Genomic DNA, 25,062 nt, shown 5'->3' on the forward strand with positions numbered 1-25,062 from the left:
ATAATTAAGCGGTCCTTTTGCAATATTAGAGGGAATGACATACTGGTTCGACAGACTGCTACTGTCATACTAGTTCGACAATTTTTGAACTGTCTGACGAACCTCTAATTGAACATCTAGAGTTATGCTCTGAGAAGGAATAGGAAGCTCCTTGATTGCATTCAATAATAAATTAACTGCCGACTCTGCTTTCTTTTTTACATTCTGGGAAACCGTAGTTAATTTTGGAGTGACCAAAGAACAAAGATCCAGATTATCAAATCCGATAACGGATAAATCGTTGGGTACAACACAGCCGTTAATTCTTGCACCCTCAATAAGACCTAATGCAAAAAGGTCAGCGGCTGCAAATACTGCAGAAATGTTATACTTACGATTTGCAATATCGCGGCCGATGTTGACTCCATCCTCATAACGAGTGAAAGTGTTAATCAAATTTTTCTCATTATAAGGGATGCCAGATTCTTTGAGTGCTTTACGATATCCCTGATATCTATGGCTCACAATTGCATTGGTTTCACTATAGCAACCAGCAAAAGCAATGTTTGTGTGACCGTTTGAAATAAGATATTTTGTAGCAATATAACCTCCTTTATAATCATCAACGCCAACCATAATAGCCTTAGGATTGGTTTTATTATAACTATCGATGAAAACAATCGGACATTTACTATTTTTGAGAATTTGATTCATTTCTTCTTCTGTTTGCTGTGATATAAATATGGCACCATCTACATTCCAGTTCTGTAAAATTGTAGATACATTTTCTATTGTTTCAATGGACCTAATGATTGCATAATATCCGTATTGACGAATCAAAGATTCCAATTCACCAAATAATTCGCTGATGTAGGGGTCTTTAAAGAGGTTTTGTTTTACTTCGTAAGTATTGATAAATACAGCAATCAGTTTGGAAGACTTCATAGAAAGACTTCGGGCACTAAGATTTGGTACATAGTTATATTTTTTTACCAGTTCTTGAATGAGTGTTATAGTCTTGCTCGACACTTTCGAATACTTTCCATTAATAACATTCGATACGGTCATAATACTGACACCAGCTTCTTTTGCAATATCTTTTAATGTAGCCATTAAAGTATATCCTTTCTCGTTTGGTTTGATAGTTTATCGATAAACTTAATCACCTTATTTTGCAGAACAAAAAATTTCTAATTTGTAGAAAATATTGGTTTAACATAAGTTTAACACAGATAATTTTTATTATCAATCGACAATATAACCAAAAAATAATATAATATTAAAAAACGAATTGACTGATATATGAATAAGTATTATATTATAAATAGAGTTTAACGTTAAATCTATTTATGGCTTATAGGGGAGGATAAATATATGCTAAGAAAAATTATTCATCAATGTCTCTTAATGACGATCACAATTTGTTTCACTATGAATTTATTTACAGGATGCTCACTAAAAAAAGATAACGCAACTCAGGAAACCGGGGTTAGGAATGAGACTTTAGAATCAAACTCAACAGATTCATGGGAATTGGCAAGAACAACTCCATATGAACCATATCCAGAAGAAGTCACCTACAGCATTGGTCTGCAGGTAAATGCAAGTGTTACTTATCCAAGTGGCAGTGATGACAACGCTGAAAACAACGGATATACCAGATTGTATAAGAACAAATTAAACATTCAGAATAAGGATGTTTTTGAAGCTGTTGATGGTGATGATTATGACCAGAAAGTATCTATGGCAATAACATCTCAGGAAATTCCGGATATTATGAACGTTGATTATAAAACGTTAAAGGAATTAATTGCTAATGATATGATTGAAGATCTTACAGAATGCTATAACAATTGTGCCAGTGATCTGATGAGAGATATTTATGCATCCAATGATAATAAGTCTCTTGATATGGCAACCTTTGATGGCAAATTGTATGCAATTCCGATAACATCAATATCGGCAGGACAGGAAATGCTATGGTTAAGAGGGGATTGGATGGATCAATTGAACCTTGATGAGCCTAAAACAATAGATGATATTGAACATATTTTACAGGAATTTGTTGACAAAGATCCGGGGAACAACGGTGCCGGAAAAACAGTAGGTCTTGTACTTAATCCAGATATTTATTATGGCGGATATGCACAGGCTTATCAGGCTAATAATATTTTTACATATTATGGAGCATGTCCAAAGCAGTGGATTGAGGATAAAGATGGAAATGCAGTATATGGATCGGTACAGCCTCAAATGAAGCAAGGCTTACAGGTACTGGCAGACTGGTATAAGAAAGGCTTAATCGATCAACAGGTTGCCATCAGAGCTACTGATGATATTACGGCATTAGTAACATCAGGGCAATGTGGTGCTTTATTTTGCGGCTGGTGGGCACCCTATACACTGGAAGCATCTTATACATTAAATAATGAGGCCGATTGGAGAGCATATATTGTACCCGCAGGCGCAGATGGAAAAGTAACGATGTTTGCAGGAGATCCTAATCAACATTATAAAGTTGTAAGAAAAGGTTATGAGCATCCGGAATTGTTAGTGAAGGCTGTTAATATTTCTTTGGATTATAATCAGGGAACCTCCTGCTATACGGATACCAGTGATATAGCCAAAGAATACCTTGAATATGTAAATCATGCATACGGAGTCGATCCGATTGGAGGATTTGATTATTATGAAGCTGCTTCATTGGCTTATGAGCATATCAGTGAAGCAATAGAAGGAAAACGGGATTCGAAGAATATGATTATGTATGAGAATACATTGTTTCAATCTTGTCAAAAGTATCAGGAAGCCCTTGATAAAGGAGAAAAGCCAGAGTCAACAGATTGGTTAAACTACAATGCTCGTTTGGTATCAAGCAAGCTGATGCATGATACTCCCGTAAATGTAATACAGCCAGTATTTTTTGATCAAACGGATTCAATGCCCCTTAAGTGGTCTAGTCTTGAAAAGCTGGAAAAAGAAGCAATGCTAAAAATATTGACGAATGAAAAAAATATAGATTACTTTGATACTTTTGTAGATGAATGGATGAAAGCCGGTGGAGAACAGATTACAAAAGAAGTAAATGAAGCAATTAAGTAAATATAAGGCGGGTAAATTAAGATGCGTAGGTGGAAAAAACAAATATATTATCATGCTTTGATGCTTCCCGGAATGATATTTTTGATTATATTTTCTTTTGTTCCCATGTTTGGTATTATTATGGCTTTTCAAAATTATATTCCGGCAAAAGGCATTTTAAAATCAAAATGGGTCAACTGGGATAATTTTAAGTTTATATTTACAATACCAGACAGTAAACAAATATTCCTAAACACAATTATAATTGCTTTTGGAAAAATGCTTCTGGGAATTATTGTTCCGGTATGCTTTGCTTTACTGCTAAATGAAATCAGTAGAAAGGTATTTAAGAAAACAGTTCAAACAATTGTGTATTTACCACATTTTTTATCATGGGTTGTCTTGGCTGCTGTCGTACAATATATATTTGCATATGATGGTCCAATCAATTCATTACGATCCTTATTATCGTTCGATCCAATTATGTTTATGGGAAGTAATAAGTGGTTTCGACCGATTATGATTTTTACAGAAAGCTGGAAAGAGTTTGGGTATGGATCTATTATTTATCTTGCTGCTTTAACAGGCATAGATCCTGGTTTATATGAAGCAGCAGCAATTGATGGGGCAAACCGTTGGCGACGATTACTTCATATCACTTTACCGGGGATTTTACCGATTATTCTTATTATGACTACAATGAGTCTTCCTAATATTTTGAATGCAGGTTTTGATCAGATCTTTAATCTCTATAACCCATTGGTATATGAATCGGGAGATATCATTGATACCTACATTTATCGTGTAGGTATGTTACAGAGACAATATAGTCTTGCTACCGCAGTGGGTTTGATAAAATCGGTGATTGGTGCATTATTAATAGCGATTGCAAATAAATTAGTTACGACTCACTCGGATCGTACCATGTTTTAGGAGGAGCAAAATGAAGTTAAAAAAAAGAAAAAGACTACATACATCTGATATTTTGATAGATATCGTAACATTTATACTCATGCTGTTATGCTTGCTTCCACTAATGAATGTTGTAGCTACATCCTTTAGCAGCAGTGCTGCGGCAACAGCGGGTAAAGTTGGTATTCTGCCGGTAGACTTTACCGTAAATGCGTATCGCAAAATTTTAGATGATCATCAATTTTGGCGGTCTTTTATGATATCTGTAGTGCGTGTCATTTTAGGAACAGCTTTGAATATAGCCTTGGTTGTTACAATGGCTTATCCGTTATCCAAGAATAGAAGAGAATTTTATGCGCAGGGTATTTATATTAAATTTGTTTTGTTTGCGATGTTGTTTAATGGTGGCATGGTTCCATTGTTTATGATAGTAAATAAACTCGGATTACTCAATTCTATCTGGTCATTGGTACTTCCTCAAGCGGTTGGAGTTGGTAATGTTATCTTGCTAATGAACTTCTTTCGAAGTGTGCCAAAATCATTAGAGGAAGCGGCTGAGATTGATGGAGCAAATCCAGTGCAAATATTGACTTATATATTTTTGCCGGCTTCAAAGCCATGTATTGCAACTATTTGCCTTTTTTGCATCGTAGGGCATTGGAATGATTATTTTAGCGGAATCTTGTATATTTCCAAAACATCCAATTACCCATTGCAGACTTACATTCAGTTGATTTCAGCCACCTTTGATTTATCGAAAGTAACGGATATTGAAAAATTAAAGCAATACCTGATGGTTTCAACAAGAACACTTAACTCTGCTAAAATTGTCATTTCGGTGATTCCATTACTTATCATATATCCGTTATTACAGAAATATTTTACAACAGGTCTTGTTGTAGGAGCAGTAAAAGAATAATAATTTTGGAGAAAAATACATGAAAGAAATCTATCATATTAATACGGTATCTACAAGTAATGTCTTAAATATAGTTCAGGGTGAAAATTACCGCTTTACCATACTGACTGAACGATTAATACGAATGGAATATCATGAGAGAAACGAATTTGTAGATTTACCATCTCAAACGATTTGGTTTCGGGATTTCCCTAAAACGGAATATGAAACGGTGCAAGATGCAGACTCAATCACGATACGAACTAAAAGTCTGCAATTAGACTATCTAAAAGGTGATATGTTTTCAAAAGAATCTCTAAAAATTCAAATATTTCCAAACAAGCATCTGGCAGCACAATGCTGGCATTATGGTGATTTATGTCAGACGTTAAAAGGAACAATCAGAACCTTAGATGCAGTGAACGGGAGTACGAAATTAGGGGAAGGGGTGATATCACGAGAAGGGTTTACTATGATAGAAGATAGTGAAAGTTATCTGATTAATGAAGAGGGAGAATTACAGCAACGTCCGCAGAATCATATTGATTGTTATTTCTTTGGGTACGGGCATTCTTATCAGGAGTGTATCAGAGATTTTTATCGTTTGACCCAAATGCCTCCGCTCCTTCCAAGATATGCATTTGGGAATTGGTGGAGCAGATATCATAAATATACGCAAGAGGAATACAGGCAGCTTGTCACTACCTTTGAAAAAAAGAAAATACCGCTGTCTGTGGTGGTGATCGATATGGATTGGCATATCACAGAGGTAAAACCGGAGTATGAAAGTGGCTGGACTGGTTATACATGGAATAAGGAATTGTTTCCAAATCCAGAGAAATTGCTTCGGTGGCTTCATGACAAGAAACTGAGGATTACGCTGAATGTTCATCCGGCGCAGGGAGTTCGACCTTATGAAGAACAATATGAAATAATTGCAAAAAGCTTGGGCTATGATGTGAATAAAAAACAAACAGTCGATTTTGATGCTGCAGATTCAAAATTTTTGGAAGCATATTTTAAATATCTTCATTATCCATTGGAAAAAGAAGGAGTAGACTTTTGGTGGATTGATTGGCAGCAGGGAGAAACAACCAAACTGCCGGGGTTGGATCCTCTATGGGTATTAAATCATTATCATTTTCTGGACCATAGTAAGGGGAAAGAACGTCCTCTTATTTTATCCCGATTTGCAGGAATTGGAAGTCATAGATATCCGGTTGGGTTTTCGGGAGATTCTATCATATCATGGGACTCTTTGGATTTTCAGCCATATTTTACAGCGACTGCTTCTAATGTTGGATATTGCTGGTGGAGTCACGACATTGGAGGACATATGATGGGAAAATATAATGAAGAGCTTCAAATTCGATGGCTGCAGTTTGGCGTATTTTCTCCGATTTTACGTTTGCATAGCTCGGCTGGTGCATTTAATCATAAAGAACCTTGGAATTACTCAGTTGAGACAGAAAAAATCATGAGTCAGTACATGAAATTACGTCACAGCCTGATTCCATATTTATATTCCATGAATTACAGGACGCATACTTGCGCAATTCCACTAATAATTCCCATGTATTATGAGTATCCTGAAGAAACAGCCGCATACCATAGCCCAAATGAATATTTTTTTGGTTCTGAATTGATTGTATTACCGATTACATCCGTGGTGAGTGAAGAGATTAAAGTAGCAAAAGTGAGCTTTTGGCTTCCGGAGGACTTATATATTGATTTCTTTACCGGTGTGATTTATCAAGGGAAACGCAGAATGAATTTATATAGAGATAAAATGAGTATACCGGTGCTTATGAAAGCCGGAGCTATTGTGCCGTTAGCGGTGGAAGGTGAGAGGGTCAACGATACTTCAAATCCTAAAAGCATAGAAATCTGTGTGGCTGCCGGTGCGGCTGGTGAGTTTATGCTGTATGAAGATGATGGAGTTAGTATGGATTATGGTCAGGGTCATTTTGTAATAACCAAATTGATATTAGATTATAAAAAAGAGGGAGAATTCATCATACAGAAACCAAAAGGGGACATTAATTTATTACCAAAAGACAGAAAATATCAGATCAGAATGAAAGGCTTTAAAAATCCAGGAAAAATTCTGATGATTTGCAATATGAAACAGCAGGAGCTGAATTACCAATATGATTCAATACAAAACGAAATTCGAATCAAAGAAATTCCTTTTGTGATGGAGCAAATAAAAATAAAGTTTACCACTGGTATGCAATTAGCACAAAATCATGTGAAGGAGTTGTGTTTTCAGATATTAGATCGTGCAGAGATTGATTTCTATTTTAAGGAAATAATTTACGATTGGGTGCAACAAGATTCTGCAAAGAGTGTTTTAAGCTCAATGCAGACTTTGTCAGTGAATGCAGATTTATATGGAGCTATTAGTGAAGTCTTGCTGGCACAGGAGAATGAACCGGCTGATTAATATAAAAAGGAGGAAAATAAATTGTTTCAATGGTTAGATAGTGTATATTCAGATGGCTCAAAATATTATGTAAGTAATCCTTTTCCAAAGAAAGGTGAAACCATTTCCATTCGATTACGAATGCTTAGCAACCCAGATATTAAGCATGTTTTGTTAAGAACAAAAGAATTTGGGATAGAGCAGCTCTACACCATGAACCTTTTCGAAAAAAAGAATGGTCTTACGTACTTTACTTATGATGTTACAGTTTGGGAGACAAAGCTGCATTATCAGTTTTATTTAATCACAAAGAATTGCGTCTATTATTACACTCAATATAGAATAACTGATTATATACCGGATGAATCGAGAGATTTTACCATATTAGTAGATTATCAGAAGCCTGACTGGGTAAAAAAATCTGTATTTTATCAAATATTTCCAGAACGTTTTTGTAATGGAAAACAGGAGATAAGCGTAAAGGATGGGGAGTACACCTATCAAGGTTATGAGACTGTTCGGGTGAAAGAGTGGAATACTCCGGCAGTTACATGGGAAGAAGGACATGGCGTTGATTTTTATGGAGGGGATTTGTATGGAATACAAAGTAAATTGGATTATCTTCAAGAGTTGGGAGTTACCGCGATCTATTTAAATCCTATCTTTGTATCCCCGAGTGTGCATAAATATGATTGTATTGATTACTTTCACGTAGATCCTCATTTTGGCAAAGAAGAAGCATTTGCTGAATTATCAAAAGAGCTTCATAAGAGAAATATGAAATTACTTTTAGATATCTCAGTCAATCATACTAGCTCAGCCAGTAAATGGTTCAATCGTGATAATGAATTCTATGAAGCAAATGTTGGTGCGTATCAAAATAAAAATGCAAAGGAACGGGAGTTTTATTTCTTTGACGATGAGAACCATTACGATACGTGGGCAGGTGTTCAAACAATGCCTAAGCTTAACTATACTTCAGAAGAATTGAGAAATAGGATTTATAGGGATTATCATTCGGTTTTAAAAAAATGGATTCATGCTCCTTATTCGATTGATGGCTGGAGATTTGATGTTGCGGATTGTATGGCACGTAATGATACCGCCGATGTTTATCACGAAGTGTGGAGAGAGCTTCGTTATGAATTGAAGAAAGAAAAACCAGATTTATTAATTCTGGCAGAGGATTGGTCTGATTGCTCGAAAATGTTTCAGGGAGATGAGTGGGATTCGGCGATGAATTATTTCGGATGTGCCAGACCAATCCGTGAATTTCTAGGAGAAACTGATTTGTTTCATATAAGAAATGAGATTCTAAAATCAGTGCCAGTGAAAATGAATGCAAGGCAGTTAAAAAATAGAATACTAGACTACTATTCCCAAATGCCCTTTTGTGTTTGCAACCAGTTATTTAATTTATTAGACAGTCATGATGTAGCCAGATTACATAATAACAAGCAGATTCATCCAATGGAATATCAAGGAGCAGTTATGATGCTATTTACCTTACCGGGAGCACCAAATCTATATTATGGAGATGAAATACTTCTTGCGGGGAGAATAACAGATAATGAGGGATATCGTTTTCCGATGAACTGGAACTTAAAACTAGATAGAGAAACTCGGAGTAACTATTTGCTATACCAAAAGCTGGCAATGTTAAAGCAAAATTCAGAAGCTTTGAGTGATGGCGGTTTTCAAGTGGTTTTTGATGAAGAATATGTATTTGCATTTGCAAGATTTACAGAAACAGAAGTGATTTTTGTTGTCTGCTCTACGAATACGACAGAGCAGGAGGTTACACTGCCATTGAACTATTTTGGAATTAAAAACATTACAATAAAAGAGGATTTCTTTGGTAATCATATTAATTCAGATACAGAAAAGGAAAAACTTAGGTTTGTAGTGCCAGCGCATCAAAGTTATTTATTTCAAATAAATATTGAGTAAATATGATGTTAAGCTGCTTTTGCTTGAAGAAGTAAAAAGTGGTTTGATATAAAAAGGTCATTCATCAACACGAAAACATAAGAAAAAGCATATATGAGAAGATACTTTTTAATGATACTTAGGAAGCAGAGTAACTAAAAAACATTATATTGAAGGAGGGTCAATATGAGAAAAATGAAATTTCGATCAATGATTAAAGGAATTGTTTCAACAATGGTGGGAGTATCACTTCTAATTACTTCTAATTTTGTACCTCAACCGTTTCAACAGGTACAGGCAGAATCAGGTTATGATACAAATCTAGGACCAGTGACAGCAAAGGATGTAATATACCAGATTATTACTGACCGTTTTTATGATGGAGATACCAGTAATAATATACCGGATGGTTTTGATTCAGCCTATTTCGACGGTACAGGCAGTAACTTAAATCATTATCAGGGTGGCGACTGGCAAGGGATAATTGATAAGATATCCTATCTTAAAAAAATGGGTATAACTGCTGTTTGGATAACCGCACCCTATGAGAATCGTGAAGCGGCTACTATAAGTGGAAATAATAGCTGGGTAGCATACCATGGATATCATGTACGTAATTATTTTGCTGCTAACGAGCACTTTGGAACTCTTAATAAATTCAAAGAATTAAGAGATGAGCTTCATACAAACGGTATAAAACTTGTCATTGATTTTGTGACAAATCATACAAGCGATACAAACACAGATGGCAAATTATATGAGCCGGATCTATTAACGAATGGTGAATATGCCATTGGCCCGGATGGTAAGCCATACGATGCCAACCAAGATGGTATCATTGAAAATCTTGTGGCGGATCCTAATAATGATTCTAACGGCTGGTTTCATCATCTTGGCAATCGCTTGGATAGTGAAACAGATATTTTTAGCTATCGAAACAAAGATTTAGCAAATTTAGCAGATTTCTCTCATGAGAATTCCAGTGTAGTATCGTATCTTGAAAAGGCAGTAGGATTTTGGACTAAATTAGGTATTGATGGTATTCGTCATGATGCTACATTACATATGAATCCGGCTTATGTCCGTGGCTTAATGGATGCAACCAACAGCATACAGACGGTTACAAATTTTGGCGAGTTCTTTATTGGACGACCAAGTGACAAATACAGTGAATACATCAGTTTTCCAACGAGAACCGGAGTAAATAATCTGGATTTTGAATTTTACAATGCGGCCACCTCTACTTTTGGTAACTTTTCAACTACAATGAGCGATTTCGGAAAAATGCTGTTATATACATCCACTGATTATGCTTATGAGAATCAGACTGTAACATTTCTTGATAATCATGATGTCAGTCGTTTTGGTTATATCCAACAAAATCAGAAACCATATCATGCTGCGTTAGCGGTACTATTGACATCGAGAGGAATTCCAAATATTTATTATGGCACAGAGCAATATATAAATCCCGGTACCTCGGGAAATGATGCCGGCCGTATCTTTATGCAGACATCATCCGATTTCGACGAAAATACTACAGCATATAAAGTCATTGGCACATTATCCGGACTAAGACAGACCAATCATGCAGTAGCTTACGGCACAACTACTATTTTATATAGCGATGATAATGTTTTGGTTTTTGAACGCCAATTTTTTGATGAATATGTTGTTGTTGCGGCTAACCGTCAACCGGATCATTCCTATACAATAAGTAACATTAAGACGAGCCTTCCAACCGGAAAATATGAGGATATTCTGGATGGGCTATTATATGGTGATAGCGTAACGGTTGCTGATTCCAATGGCAGTCATGTGATTGACAGCTTGAATCTGCAAGGCGGAGAAGTTGATATATGGTCCTATGATATGGGAAATGATTCTGATGGGGCACCTCATGTTGGAGATGTAATCAATACGATGGGCAGAGCAGGACAAAAAGTATATATTTCTGGTCAGAGACTTGGAGGTAATCCAACGGTATCCTTTGGTGCAGCCAAAGCTTTGGTGCTTTCGGCAAACGATACTGAAATTGTTGCAGAGGTACCTGAAGCTGCGACTGCCGGCATAAATGATATTACGGTAACAAATAAGGAACAAAAAAGTAATGTATTTAAATACAATGTATTATCAGGTGACCAAAATCAGATGATCTTCCATGTAAATGCACAGACTAATTACGGTGAAAATATTTATGTCGTAGGCAGTATACCTGAATTGGGTTCATGGAATCCTGACAATTGCACGGAAGCAATGCATTGCCCAGAATATCCAAATTGGTATTTGCCTGTAAGCGTACCTGCAGGTACTACATTTAAGTTTAAATTCATAAAAAAAGATGCAAAGGGTAATGTAACCTGGGAAAGTTCCTCCAATCGTGTCATTACTTCTAGTTCAGTCAGTACAGGAGTAGTGGATACCAAGGTTTATATGTGGAGCCAAAACTAAATATAACGATTGTAATGACACTGCAGGTGATGAGATTTACATTAGTTTGGAGGGATTGGTTTGGGATGGATTGTTCGTGCCTTTGATACCTACTGGAAGATACCCGCAGCTTTGTGAAACAGCCGTAAAAGGGGAATGGGAAGAAGCACCCTTTAAAAGGTTTAAAAAGGAAGTAAAAATCTTAAAAAAATTAAACCTTTCCAGCAAAAGATTTGTTGTGCCATCAGAAAGGAACGTATATGTTAGAAAAGATTTTACATAACAAATATAAAAAAACAATATCTGAGTGCAGTAATGAAGAACTTTATTTCGGATTATTGGAAATGACAAAGGAATTGGCAGATAAGAAATATAGAACAAGAAGTAAGAAGAAATTATATTACATCTCAGCAGAATTTCTGATTGGTAAGTTATTATCCAATCATCTTATCAATTTAGGAATTTTTGATCAAATAAGTGAGTTATTAACGCAAAACAATAAATCGATTACAGAAATTGAAAATATAGAATTGGAACCTTCTTTGGGAAATGGAGGTCTGGGAAGGTTAGCTGCTTGCTTCTTGGATTCGATTGCAACTTTAGGAATCAACGGCGATGGTATTGGTTTAAATTATCATTTGGGACTCTTTCGTCAAATACTAAATGATAAACGGCAAAAAGAAACCGTTAATCCATGGATGACAGATGAAAGCTGGCTGATCAAACGTGACAAATCATATATGGTACAATTTAAAGACTTAACGGTAACCTCAAAATTATATGACATTGCAGTGACAGGCTTTGATAACCGAACTAATTGGCTGCATCTGTTTGACATTGATTCGGTTGACGAATCAATTGTTAAAGAAGGGATTTCCTTTGAAAAAGGGGACATTACTCATAATCTGACTTTGTTTTTATATCCTGATGACAGCGATGAAAAGGGTGAACTTTTAAGAATATATCAACAATATTTTATGGTAAGCAACAGTGCGCAAATGATATTGGAGGAATGTATTTCTAAGGGAAGCAATCTGCATGACTTATATGACTATGCCGTAATTCAGATTAATGATACACATCCAACTATGGTGATACCAGAATTAATTCGTTTGTTAATCAAACAAGGCATTGAAATAGATGAAGCAATTGAAATTGTTTCAAAGACCTGTGCTTATACGAACCATACCATTTTAGCCGAAGCGTTAGAGAAGTGGCCAATTAAATATCTGCAACAAGTAGTGCCACAGTTACTCCCTATTATTGAAATATTGGATAATAAGGTAAGAAGAAAGTACGATGATTCTTCTGTATATATCATCGATACCAAAAACAGAGTTCATATGGCTCATATTGATATACATTATAGTTTTAGTGTTAATGGTGTTGCTGCACTGCACACTGAGATTTTAAAGCAAAATGAGTTACATAACTTTTATAAAATTTATCCTCAAAAGTTTAATAATAAGACGAATGGTATTACATTCCGACGTTGGTTAATACATTGCAATCCACTATTAACTGCTTACCTGTCAAAGCTAATAGGAAATGGATTTAAAAAGAATGCGGATGAATTAGAAAAACTATTATCATTTGTAGAGAATAGAACAGTTTTAAACACATTATTACAGATCAAGCGTGAAAATAAAAAAAGTCTCAAAGAGTATATACTGAAAACACAAGGTGTTGAGATTGATGAAAATTCGATATTTGATATTCATATTAAACGTTTACATGAATATAAAAGACAACAAATGAATGCATTATATATCATCCATAAGTACCTTGAAATCAAAAGTGGTAAAAAGCCTGCAACTCCAATTACCATTCTGTTTGGAGCTAAGGCAGCACCGTCTTATATCATTGCAAAGGATATAATTCATTTGGTCTTATGCTTGCAGGAGCTTGTTAATAATGATAAAGATGTAAGCCCCTATCTTAAAGTGGTTATGGTAGAAAATTACAATGTTACTTTAGCTGAGAAACTAATTCCAGCCTGTGATATATCAGAACAAATTTCATTGGCATCAAAGGAAGCAAGTGGAACTGGTAATATGAAGTTGATGTTAAATGGTGCGGTTACTCTGGGTACCATGGATGGAGCAAATGTTGAAATTGCGAAATTGGTAGGAGAGGATAATATTTATATTTTTGGTGAGTCCAGTGAAAAGGTAATCTCGCATTATGAAAACAGAGACTATATTTCCAAAGAGTATTACGAAGGGGACAAAGAAATACGACAAATGGTGGACTTCATTATCGGTGATACACTTATAAAAATAGGGAACAAAAAGAATTTAATGCGTCTTTACCACGAGATAATTAACACAGACTGGTTTATGACTCTATTGGATATCAAAGAATATATCAAGAAAAAAGAAGAAATGTTAGCGGATTATAATAATAGAGAAAAGTGGGCTAAGATGATGTTGGTCAATATTGGCAGAGCAGGATATTTTTCTTCAGACAGAACCATTGCCGAGTATAACAAGGATATATGGCATGTATCATGAAACATGAAGTAAAATGTGATTTCACATTTTATGATAGAAACTTTTTTGACAACTGTCACATCAATAACTAAATTTAAGGAGGGTAAATTTATGAAAATGAAACTTTTGGCATTCCTTATGATTGCTACATTGTTCGGATCTTTGACTGGCTGTGGTAAGGATACAAAAACAACACAATCTATGGAGGTTACACAAGAACCAGTAGAGGCTGAGGCGGTTACGCTTAGAATTTGGGCACCTGAAAATCAAATTCAAAATGGAACAATGGATTCTATGACGAAATCATTTCAGGCATTACATCCAGAATGGAATATCACTTTTACAGTTGAAACGCAAGGCGAGGATACGGCGAAAGAAGAAATTCTTAAAGACGTTACTGCTGCAGGTGATGTATTCTTCTTTGCAAATGACCAATTAAATGAATTAGTAAATGCAGGAGCTATTGCAAGACTAGGCGGCTTGGCTGAAGAGATGGTGAAATCTACCATGGCTAATGAAGTTGCTAATACCGTAACCATCGATGGAGCGATCTATGGGATTCCGTTCACGCATAACACATTCTTCATGTATTATGACAAATCACTGTTAAATGAAGATGATATTCAATCAGTGGAAAGCATTATGGCAAAAGAAACAGCGGATAATGTATATAATTTTTGCTTTGATTCGGCTGGCGGCTGGAAACTAAGCTCCTGGTATTATGGAGCAGGTTTAACGGTCTATGGGGAAAGCCAGACAGATTTTTCAGCCGGAGCTGACTGGAATAATGCAACCGGTGTTTCGGTAACTAACTACTTAATTGATTTGATTCATAATCCTAAGTGTGCATATATGGAGGATGTCTCTTTATCTGAATTAACACAAGATCATAGAGTGGGAGCATGGTTTGATGGTTCTTGGAATTACAATTTATACAAAGATGCATTAGGTGATGATTTGGGCTTATCTGTAATTCCTACCTTTAACCCAGATGGAACGGACTACCAATTAAAGAGCTTCTATGGTTCCAAAGCAATCGGCGTTAATTCTCAAGCAGCTTATCCTGCCGTAGCAGTAGCTTTTGCTCAATATCTTGGCAGTGAAGAAATGCAAATGCAACGTTTTGAAGAAAGCGGTCAGGTGCCAACTAATCTTACGGCCGGTGAATCAGCAGAAGTTCAGGCTGACGAAATTGCTAAAGTCATTGTAGACGAAGCTAACACGGCATCTGTCATGCAGCCCACATCGACTGAATTCAGTTCAAGATATTGGTCAAATGTAGAAGGCATTGCTACTGAAATCAGAAGCGGTGAATTAAACAAAGATAATGTACAAGAAAAATTAAATACTTTTGTTGCTTCTCTGGTAGTAGAATAAAACAATTTTCGGATGATAAAGAGCAAAATAAATTACGATTGAATTGACGTATTTGTTACAGAATAAAATAAATTGTAAATGGGGAAGTTGTTTTGGCAGCTCCCCATTCTATCATTTGAGAAAAGAGGTTGGATTATGGCTTATAAAAAGCAAAATAAGTCTCAAATTAACACACCAATTTATGATGTTGGCTTTAAAACTGCTTTTGGTAAAGGAAATAAAATTACGAAGCTGTCTTTTGTAATATTTGGTTTAGGCAACCTTCTTCATAAGCAGATACTTCGCGGATTGTTAATGCTGTCATTGGAAATTGCTTATTTTTATTACATGATAAGCTTTGGCTTTAGCTCAATTAAGAACTTTATAACATTAGGAAGCAGTGTACAAGAAGAAGTTTTTAATGAAACAAAGCAGATTTATGAGTATGTGAAAGGTGACAATTCCATGCTTTGCCTGCTTTATGGTGTTATTACGGCAATATTAACTGTTGGCATTATCTTGCTTTTAGAAACTTCTGTAAAAAGTGCATACGATACACAAAAAAGATTAGAACTGAGTAAGCAAATTCCTGCTTTTAGGGATGATTTAGATTCCTTATTAGAAAATAACCTGCATAAAACATTGCTATTTATGCCTGTTATAGGAATTTTGTGTTTTACCATCGTTCCCCTTGTGTTTATGATTTTAATTGCATTTACCAGTTATGATAAAAATCATCAGCCGCCTGGGAATTTATTTGATTGGGTGGGATTTGATAATTTTGTTGCAATGTTTTCAAAAGGAAGTACATTGGCCAATACTTTTTGGCCGGTTCTTGGCTGGACTGTAATATGGGCCATTTCTGCAACATTTACCTGCTACATTCTAGGAATGCTGCTGGCTATGTTGATTAATCGTAAAGGAACCCGATTGAAAGCGTTCTGGAGGTTTTTGTTTGTTACGTCTGTTGCGGTTCCACAATTTGTATCCTTACTTACTATGAGAACTATTTTTAATGCCAATGGTCCTTTTAATGCAATATTACGTAACATTGGAATCCTTGGTTCAACAGAATCCATACCATTTTTTACAGATCCCACATTGGCAAAAATAACGATTATTATAATCAATATCTGGATTGGAGTTCCTTTTACCATGTTAACAACCACAGGCATACTTCAAAACATACCCAAAGATTTATATGAGGCAGCAAAAGTTGATGGTGCAAATGCTTTTGTCACTTTCTTCAAAATAACCTTACCTTATATGTTATTTGTTACAACGCCAACATTAATTACTACTTTTGTTGGTAATATAAATAACTTTAACGTTATTTATTTGCTATCAGGAGGAGGTCCTCAATCACTCGAATTTTATTACGCAGGTAAGACGGATTTGTTAGTTACTTGGCTGTACAAATTAACAATTACAAATAAGGATTATAATATTGGATCGATTATCGGCATTATTGTTTTTGTCATACTTGCAACATTATCATTATTAACTTATCGCCATTCTGGTTCCTATAAAGATGAGGAGGCTTTCCAATAATGAAAAAGAAAACATCTGTAACAGTGCGGCAATTTGTTTCTAATTCTATTGTGCATGTGTTTTTATCTGTTCTTGGATTAGTATGGGTTTTGCCTATCTTCTTTGTTATCTTAACATCATTTCGCAAAGAAGGCGGAACCTATAAAAGCTATATTTTACCAAGAGGATATACTCTGGATAATTATAAAAACCTTTTTAGTCAGACCAATAGTTTAACATTTAGCAGGTGGTTTACCAATACCTTGATTGTTGCAATCTTTACTTGCCTGTTATCCGCTTTTTTTGTTTTAAGTGTATCTTATGCTATGTCGAGATTAAGGTTTAAACTACGTAAAAAATATATGAGAATTGCTATGATTTTAGGAATGTTTCCGGGTTTTATGTCGATGATTGCTGTTTACTATATATTAAAAGGATTGGGTTTCTTAGAAGCAGGTCCACTTAAATTAGTGGCATTGGTTATGGTTTATTCGGGAGGTGCCGGATTAGGGTTTTATATAGCGAAAGGCTTCTTTGATACCATACCCAAAACCATTGATGAGGCTGCTTTTATCGATGGAGCTACTAAATGGGATGTTTTTTGTAAAATTACCATACCTTTATCAAAACCAATAATTGCTATTACCTTGTTAACATCTTTTATGGGTCCATGGATAGATTATATCTTTGCAAAAGTAATTCTTGGTCAGGATAGAAAATATTATACGATTGCCATTGGTTTGTGGAGTATGTTGGAAAAAGAGTTTATTGAGTATTACTATACCCAATTCTTTGCCGGCTGCGTGTTAATATCCATACCAATTGCTATTATATTCTTAATAACCCAAAGATTTTATGTGGAGGGGGTATCAGGTGCAGTGAAAGGTTAAATCAGAATCATGTAAAAAATGTGGAGGATACATGGAATTTATATACGGAAAAAATGATTGGAAAACAATGGAGAGAGGGCAGGAAAACTGTTATTTAATAACCAATGGATTAGGCGGTTACTCCTCCTTGACAATGATAGGTTCTAATACTCGAAATGACCATGCATTATTAATGGCGTGTACCACTGCGCCCAATCATCGTTATCACCTCATTACCAAACTAGAAGAGTCAATCTTACTAGAGACAGGTACAAAAGTGGAATTATCGAGTCAGGAATACGTGAATTACGCCAAAAACCAAATGGGATTTTTGTATTTAAATCAATTTATGTTTGAATATTATCCCATTTGGATCTATCAGGCTGAGGGAGTTGAGATGAAAAAGCAAACGGTAATGGCTTATGGTGAAAATACAATCGGGATACGTTATGAGATTACAAATAGCAGAAAAAGTCAAGTGAAATTAATTATAACACCACAGCTTCAATTTGTTCCAAAAGGGGAAACTTTAAATAAAAAACAATCTTTTGAGCTGAAACAGGATACAATTATCAGTAACAAAATTAAAATTTATTATACTGCAAATGGAGAGCTTAGCGTTTATGATACCGAATATATCGATGATTTATATTATGGCTATGATGCAAGAGATGACCGAGCATCCATTGGAGTGACTGCCCATAACCATAATATATCCATACAAGTCAAAGGCTTTGAAAAGAAGAAGCTGGACATTATCTATAGTACACAAAAGAATAATCATACACTGGATGGTTTAATCATAGAGGAGATTAAAAGGCAGAGCAGGCTAGTGGAGCAGTCTGGGATAAAAGATGCAACAGGCAGACAATTAGTAAAAAGTGCAGACCAATATATTGTAGACAGAAAGTCAACCAAAGGAAAAACACTGATGGCAGGTTATCCATTTTTTACCGACTGGGGAAGAGATACAATGATTTCGGTGGTGGGCTGTTGCATTGTGACTAAACGTTATAAGGAAGCCAAAAGTATTTTTGGCACGTTCTTAGAGCACTGTCAAAATGGTTTGATGCCCAATGTATTTTCGGAGGGTGAAAGTGTTCCTTTATATAATACAGTAGATGCTTCCCTTTTATTTATTGGTGCTGTTTATGAGTATTATCAGGCAAGTAATGACCTTGATTTTGTAAAGGAAGCTTATGCTGCAATGGAGGATATCATTAAATGGTATCAACAGGGTACAAAATATCACATCAAAATGGATACAGACGGTCTGATTATGGCTGGAAGTGGATTAGAGCAGGTAACTTGGATGGATGTTCGTTTTGGAGACATTCTTCCTACGCCAAGGCATGGCAAACCGGTCGAAGTCAATGCATATTGGTATAATGATTTAAAAATTATGGGGTATTTTGCAAGGTTATTAGGGAAAAAAGACATCCAATATGAAGAACTTGCAAAGCTGGTAAAAGTCAGCTTTTGTGAAAAATTCTGGAATGAATCCAAAGATTGTTTGAAAGATTTTATTTCAGGGAAAGCAAAAGATAATCAAATACGTTGCAATCAAATATGGGCAGTTTCTCAGCCTTTTTCTTTATTGGATCCCAAAAAAGAAAAAATGGTTGTTCATAAGGTATACGAAACGTTATATACACCTTATGGATTGCGCAGTTTAAATAAAAATGATAAAGACTATAAACCATTTTATGGTGGAACTCATTTTAACCGTGATATGGCATATCATCAAGGAACTGTGTGGGCGTTTCCTTTGGGAGCTTATTATTTGGCATATCTTAAAGTAAATGATTATAAAAGGGAGGCAGTTAGCAAAGTGAAAGAACAGTTATGTGCACTTAAAGCTTGTATGAGAGAAGGGTGCATAGGTCAGATTGCTGAAATCTATGATGGAGAAACCCCTTCTGTATCCAGGGGCTGTTTTGCTCAGGCTTGGAGTGTTGGAGAACTATTAAGGGTTTACGCAAAGCTTGAGAATTTAGAAAATTTGAAATAAAAAGTTAAAAGTTATTGATATAAAAAAAGAAGCAGTTACATAAAAAGAGTCTGTGCAATTAGTTAAAATTGCGCAGACTCTTTTTAAATTAAAAAAACACACAAGAATGTATTGTAATATTTGTATAATATTATGTATTTACAACTGGATAAAATTGACATAAAATATAGGTGTAGCGCAATTATATAACGCAATAGTAGTAATATTGCGCAATAAAAGGGAGGGTATGTATGAATAAAACAACAAAGAAACGCTTACTGGTTCGTATCGCTCTAGCGGTAAGCATGTTAACCGGGCTGGCAGCAATACCTCAGGCGAGCAGTCAGGTAAAAGCGGCTCAAACGGACACGGGAATAACGGAGGATTTTATTAGAGGAGTAGATATTTCGAGTATCATAGCATTTGAGCAAATGGGACAAAAATTTTACTATTCCAATGGAGCACAAGGAGACATTTTTGATATTCTAAAGGAAGCAGGCGTGAACTATATACGAGTACGTGTGTGGAATGATCCCTATGATACAAAAACGCATCAAGGTTATGGAGGGGGAAATAATGATATTTACAAGGCCATTGCAATCGGGCAGCGAGCTAAAACGCATGGGATGAAACTATTGGTGGATTTTCAGTATTCTGATTTTTGGGCAGATCCCGCCAAGCAATATGCACCGAAAGCATGGAAAAATTATACTCCGAAACAAAAAGCCGATGCAGTTTATGACTTCACCTATAGCTCGCTCTCGACACTTTTATCCTCGGGTGTGGAAGTGGGTATGGTTCAGATTGGAAATGAGACAATGGGAACTATGGCTGGAATGGGAGGCCTTTATGATGGGGTGTGGAATCTTACTACCGGAGTAGGTGCAGCGATGCAAAAGGGCTGTGAGGCGGTCAACGCTATCAACAAACAATATGGATTGAATGGGAAAACGGCTATTTTAAAGGCTTTGCATTTTACAGATCCCAATACGACAGCCTCTTGGTATGCCGAGCAGGCTGCAGCCAGAGGAATTGATTATGATGTATTTGCGGTTTCAGCGTATCCGTTTTGGCATGGCAGTCCTAAGAATTTAGCTGTTACTTTAAAAAACATTGCAAAGACCTATAATAAAAAAGTAATGGTAGCTGAAACTGCTTATCCATATACCTTTGCCAATGCAGATGCAACAGAAAATAACATAAGATCGCAAAGTGATATGTCAAATTCCGAATATGAAGTCAGTGTTACCGGTCAAAAAAAAGCCATTTATGATGTATTCATGGCTGTTGCATCAGTAAACACACAAGCCGGTACAAAAGGTTACGGACTTGGAGGCTTTTATTGGGAACCAGCATGGATTGGTACGGATGCAGCAAGCAGCGGATTATATGGAACAGGTTTTGCTTCCTCAGTATCCGGAAATTATGAATTGCTCTTTCATAATAGCATTATCGAATATGCAACAGAAGATAAAGGAAGCTCTTGGGATAACATGGCGATGTTTGACACAAATGGAAAAGCATTGGATTCCTTACAGGTATTTAATCTTTTGAAGAATGCTGCTTCTAAACATTAGCAGATTTATAATAAATAACATTGTCAGAGAAAGGATAGATTGATGAAAAGCATAACCAGACGTATTTCAAAAAACAAAACCCTTTTACTCATGTTGGTTCCTCCTATTATTTTTGTTGTTCTGTTTAGCTATATTCCTATGTTTGGAATTATTGTGGCGTTTAAAAATTACAATTATTATGGTGGCTTTTTTGGTAGTCCGTGGGTAGGATTTGATAATTTTCGTTACTTGTTTGTAACCGGAAAAATATGGGATCTTACCAGAAATACTTTGCTTTATAATACTGCGTTTATTTTCTTTGGAATTATATTTGAGGTGGGGTTTGCAATTATATTAAGTGAAATAACAGGAAAAGTATTTAAAAAAGTATCACAGGGCTTTATTTTTCTACCTTATTTTATATCATGGGTAGTGGTTTCTACTATTATGTTGAACATTTTCGGAGAAAATGGAGTACTAAATTCTATATTGGGAACATTTGGTATAGAAGAATTTAGTATTTATCAGCATGTTTCTCAATGGCCTATTGTGATGGTTTTGGTGAAATTATGGAAGCAGACAGGATATGGAACAGTTGTTTACTTAGCTGCAATTGCAGGAATCAGCCAGGAAATGACAGAAGCGGCACAAATTGATGGGGCAAGTGTATGGCAGAGAATACGATATATTACAATTCCTAGTCTAAAACCCACTATCATCATTATGACATTGCTGGCAATTGGAAATATATTTAGAGGAGACTTTGGAATGTTTTATCAGTTGGTAGGTTCTAACCAACTGCTGTTACAATCTTCCGATGTCATCGATACCTACGTTTACCGCTCCTTGATTACTACACCAAATATTGGAATGTCGGCGGCGGCCGGCTTGTATCAGTCAGTGTTATGTTTTGTAACTATTTGTGCGGCAAACTATATTGTAAAAAAAGTTGATCCGGATTACACCTTGTTTTAGGAGGCAGGAAAATGAAAATTAAAAAAGGAAAAGACGCAATTGTGTTTCAGATTATGGCATACATACTAGTTGGAATTTTTGCTATTGCCTGCATTATACCATTTTACTTGATTATAGTAGGATCAATGACAAAAGAAAATATAATCATTACAGAGGGGTATCAATTTTTTGTTACTGCCAAAGAATTTTCATTGGAAGCATATCAGATGGCATTAAAAGATCCCAAAAGTATTATAGGTGCGTATGGAGTAACAATTTTTGTAACTGTAGTGGGCACAATATTATCCATCTTTTTAACAACAATGGCAGGATATGTTTTGGCAAGACCGGATTTTCCGTGGAGAAATGGATTTTCATTTTTCTTTTTCTTTACGACCTTGTTTAATGGTGGTCTTGTACCTTGGTACTTGCTTTGTACTAAATATTTAGCTTTTAGCAACCATATTTATTCTTTAATAATTCCGGGACTGTTCTCCATTTGGAATATGATTATTGCAAAGAGCTTTATGAAAGGAATTCCGTTTGAAATGACAGAAGCTGCTAAAATAGACGGAGCAGGAGACTTCTTAATTTTTTATAAGGTAATTATGCCAATGGCAAAGCCGCTTGCTGCAACATTAACTTTGTTTATTGCATTGGCATACTGGAATGATTGGTATCATTGTATGCTATTTATGAGTACGAGTGACAACTGGAATTTACAGTATACATTACAGAATATTTTAAACAGTACAACTGCATTAAAGCGTGTTGCTGCACAGACTGGAATGCAGGTTGGGCAGCTTCCGTCAGAGGGATTAAAACTTGCAATGACAGTAATTGCTACAGGTCCTATTGTGCTGCTTTATCCATTTTTGCAGAAATATTTTGTAAAGGGGCTTACAATTGGTGCAGTAAAAGGATAATTTAGAATTAGAAGTCTTACAAGAGGAAGAATAAGGAGTGTTTTTAATTTTATTATAGATGAAAAATAGGAGGAAATAACAATGAAAAAGAAAGCAAGACGTGCACTCACACTCGCTCTATCATGTATTACTGCTTTTATGCTGGCAGCCTGTGGAAGTTCAAATTCAAATGAGGTAACCGCCAATGTATCTGGAAACAGCACAAATGGAACAGGTACATTCACAATGAAAAGTGACAGTCCATATGCAGAAAAAGGATATGATTTATCTCAACAAAAAACGATTGTCATGTATGTGTTGGGGGATGAACCAACAGATATGCAAAAGGTACTGGATAAGGCAAATGAAGATTATTTTGAACCTAATTTAAATACAACCGTGGAAATTAAATTCTTGAACTGGAGTGATTACACTACAAAGTATTTACTTTTGCTTTCAGGAGGAGAGCAGGTTGACCTCATCTACACCGCAGCTTGGTGTTATTATAATGAAGAGGCGTCAAAAGGAGCATTTTTAGAGTTGACAGAGGACTTCTTGAAAGAAAATATGCCTTATACTTACGAGGAGCAGCCCAAAGAAAGCTGGGATCAAATTTCAATTGATGGAAAAATCTATGCCGTACCAAAGGCTAAGGCTACCTTTACCGCGTATAATATGGCAATCGTACGTCAGGATTTAATTGACCAATACTCTCTTACAGTACCAGACAGTTGGGAGAATTATCAGAAATACTTAGAAGAACTGGCAGCGATAAAATCAGAGACAGGCGTTACGCCTTTAAATACGAATGCAAACCGTGAGCAATTACTTACTACGTTTTTACAGACCAAGGGGATTCAAAATGTGGCAGAAGGATATGACTGGATGTATTATCATAACGGCAAAGAAGATGCACCAAAAGCCGATGATATCTTTTATTTCTATGGCTCTGATTTAAACTTGGAATATGCAATGAAAATGGCTGAGCTTGCAAAAAAAGGAATTTGGTCAGCAGATGCAATCAATGATACAACAGATGCACAGGCCTATTTTGAAAATGGAACCTCCGGTTCATTTCTTTGGAACACTACAGTTTTTCAGGCTGGGAAAAATCTTGAGTCAGCAGATATCGGAACTTATGCAGTTTACGATTTAACACCAAATGCACCGAGAAGCCGTGCCAGCTACGCAACAGATGCAATTGCTATTACGACAAAATCAGAGGATCAGCAAAGAGCGGCGCTGGTATTAGATTATATAAAAAGTGATGTCTCCCTGAACAGACTTTTGCTTGGAGGAATCGAGGGAACACATTATAAATTAACAGAGGAAGGGACACGAGAGGTTTTAGATGAAGCCAAAAATTACAGTTGGAATAACTGGGCGTGGGCTCTCAACCGTCAGGATGAACCGGATGAAGATGGACTAGATGAAAGACAAATTGCAATCTCTAAAATTATTGATGCAAATGAATATCATCCGCAGATTGCAGGATTTACTTTTGATCCGAAGAATGTAGAAATAGAATATACTGTAATTAAATCAATTATAGATGAATACAAGCAAAGCTTTGCACTTGGAATTTATGGAGATAATACTGAAACAGAATTTACAAGTTTTCAAAAAAAATTAAGTGATGCAGGGATTGATAAGGTTACGGAGGAATTAAAAACTCAATATAATTCCTATCTGCAGCGTAATGGGTTGCAATAAACAAAAGGGTATTCAAAATTCTCTTTCTTCTAAAGAAGAAATT

Annotated in this window: 17 protein-coding genes; 16 read left to right on the forward strand and 1 reads right to left on the reverse strand. The window is 35.7% G+C overall.

The window, feature by feature from the left end; translation table 11 throughout:
- Positions 1 to 69 precede the first annotated feature (69 nt).
- A complete protein-coding gene (locus C8E03_RS10795) occupies positions 70 to 1,092 on the reverse strand; it encodes a LacI family DNA-binding transcriptional regulator (RefSeq protein ID WP_094378473.1) in 1,023 nt (340 codons plus the stop codon).
- 261 nt (positions 1,093 to 1,353) lie between these two features.
- On the opposite strand from C8E03_RS10795, the gene C8E03_RS10800 reads away from it, so the two are divergent.
- From C8E03_RS10800 to C8E03_RS10875, 16 genes are all read left to right on the forward strand, one after another.
- Positions 1,354 to 3,081, forward strand: coding sequence for an extracellular solute-binding protein (locus C8E03_RS10800; RefSeq protein ID WP_110291051.1), 1,728 nt, complete (start codon positions 1,354 to 1,356; stop codon positions 3,079 to 3,081).
- Positions 3,082 to 3,102: 21 nt separating this feature from the next.
- Positions 3,103 to 3,993 (forward strand): ABC transporter permease, encoded by an 891-nt coding sequence (locus C8E03_RS10805; RefSeq protein WP_094378471.1) that lies wholly within the window; start codon positions 3,103 to 3,105, stop codon positions 3,991 to 3,993.
- A 10-nt stretch (positions 3,994 to 4,003) separates the two neighbouring features.
- Positions 4,004 to 4,891 carry a carbohydrate ABC transporter permease gene (locus C8E03_RS10810; protein ID WP_094378470.1) on the forward strand — a complete coding sequence of 296 codons (888 nt, stop codon included), beginning with the start codon at positions 4,004 to 4,006 and terminating at the stop codon, positions 4,889 to 4,891.
- A gap of 19 nt (positions 4,892 to 4,910) precedes the next feature.
- Positions 4,911 to 7,316 (forward strand): glycoside hydrolase family 31 protein, encoded by a 2,406-nt coding sequence (locus C8E03_RS10815; protein ID WP_110291052.1) that lies wholly within the window; start codon positions 4,911 to 4,913, stop codon positions 7,314 to 7,316.
- 21 nt (positions 7,317 to 7,337) lie between these two features.
- Positions 7,338 to 9,245 carry an alpha-amylase family glycosyl hydrolase gene (locus tag C8E03_RS10820; RefSeq protein WP_110291053.1) on the forward strand — a complete coding sequence of 636 codons (1,908 nt, stop codon included), beginning with the start codon at positions 7,338 to 7,340 and terminating at the stop codon, positions 9,243 to 9,245.
- A gap of 165 nt (positions 9,246 to 9,410) precedes the next feature.
- The gene (locus C8E03_RS10825; RefSeq protein WP_207657802.1) at positions 9,411 to 11,675 is read left to right on the forward strand and encodes an alpha-amylase family glycosyl hydrolase; all 2,265 of its coding nucleotides are present in this window, start codon (positions 9,411 to 9,413) and stop codon (positions 11,673 to 11,675) included.
- 46 nt (positions 11,676 to 11,721) lie between these two features.
- Positions 11,722 to 11,937 (forward strand): hypothetical protein, encoded by a 216-nt coding sequence (locus C8E03_RS10830; RefSeq protein WP_146212320.1) that lies wholly within the window; start codon positions 11,722 to 11,724, stop codon positions 11,935 to 11,937.
- Complete coding sequence (locus C8E03_RS10835) at positions 11,915 to 14,167, forward strand: glycogen/starch/alpha-glucan phosphorylase (RefSeq protein WP_094378466.1); 2,253 nt, start codon at positions 11,915 to 11,917, stop codon at positions 14,165 to 14,167. The genes C8E03_RS10830 and C8E03_RS10835 overlap by 23 nt, the downstream gene beginning before the upstream one ends.
- A gap of 90 nt (positions 14,168 to 14,257) precedes the next feature.
- Positions 14,258 to 15,523, forward strand: coding sequence for an extracellular solute-binding protein (locus tag C8E03_RS10840; RefSeq protein ID WP_170122975.1), 1,266 nt, complete (start codon positions 14,258 to 14,260; stop codon positions 15,521 to 15,523).
- Positions 15,524 to 15,658: 135 nt separating this feature from the next.
- Positions 15,659 to 17,053: a carbohydrate ABC transporter permease gene (locus tag C8E03_RS10845; protein WP_110291056.1), complete on the forward strand. Its 1,395-nt coding sequence runs from the start codon at positions 15,659 to 15,661 to the stop codon at positions 17,051 to 17,053.
- Positions 17,053 to 17,922: a sugar ABC transporter permease gene (locus tag C8E03_RS10850; RefSeq protein WP_094378463.1), complete on the forward strand. Its 870-nt coding sequence runs from the start codon at positions 17,053 to 17,055 to the stop codon at positions 17,920 to 17,922. Before C8E03_RS10845 ends, C8E03_RS10850 begins: the two co-directional genes overlap by 1 nt.
- Positions 17,923 to 17,953: 31 nt before the next feature.
- A complete protein-coding gene (locus tag C8E03_RS10855) occupies positions 17,954 to 19,912 on the forward strand; it encodes an amylo-alpha-1,6-glucosidase (protein WP_110291057.1) in 1,959 nt (652 codons plus the stop codon).
- Positions 19,913 to 20,142: 230 nt separating this feature from the next.
- On the forward strand, positions 20,143 to 21,468 hold the full coding sequence (locus C8E03_RS10860) for a glycoside hydrolase family 53 protein (RefSeq protein ID WP_094378461.1): 1,326 nt from the start codon (positions 20,143 to 20,145) through the stop codon (positions 21,466 to 21,468).
- Between the two features lie 42 nt (positions 21,469 to 21,510).
- Positions 21,511 to 22,422 carry an ABC transporter permease gene (locus C8E03_RS10865; RefSeq protein WP_094378460.1) on the forward strand — a complete coding sequence of 304 codons (912 nt, stop codon included), beginning with the start codon at positions 21,511 to 21,513 and terminating at the stop codon, positions 22,420 to 22,422.
- A gap of 11 nt (positions 22,423 to 22,433) precedes the next feature.
- Complete coding sequence (locus C8E03_RS10870; protein WP_110291058.1) at positions 22,434 to 23,327, forward strand: carbohydrate ABC transporter permease; 894 nt, start codon at positions 22,434 to 22,436, stop codon at positions 23,325 to 23,327.
- A gap of 81 nt (positions 23,328 to 23,408) precedes the next feature.
- Entirely contained in the window at positions 23,409 to 25,019 is a 1,611-nt protein-coding gene (locus C8E03_RS10875) for an ABC transporter substrate-binding protein (RefSeq protein WP_094378458.1), read from the forward strand.
- Positions 25,020 to 25,062: the final 43 nt, after the last annotated feature.

Origin of the sequence: Lachnotalea glycerini, from assembly GCF_003201285.1 — a bacterium.
Taxonomy (GTDB): domain Bacteria; phylum Bacillota; class Clostridia; order Lachnospirales; family Lachnospiraceae; genus Lachnotalea; species Lachnotalea glycerini.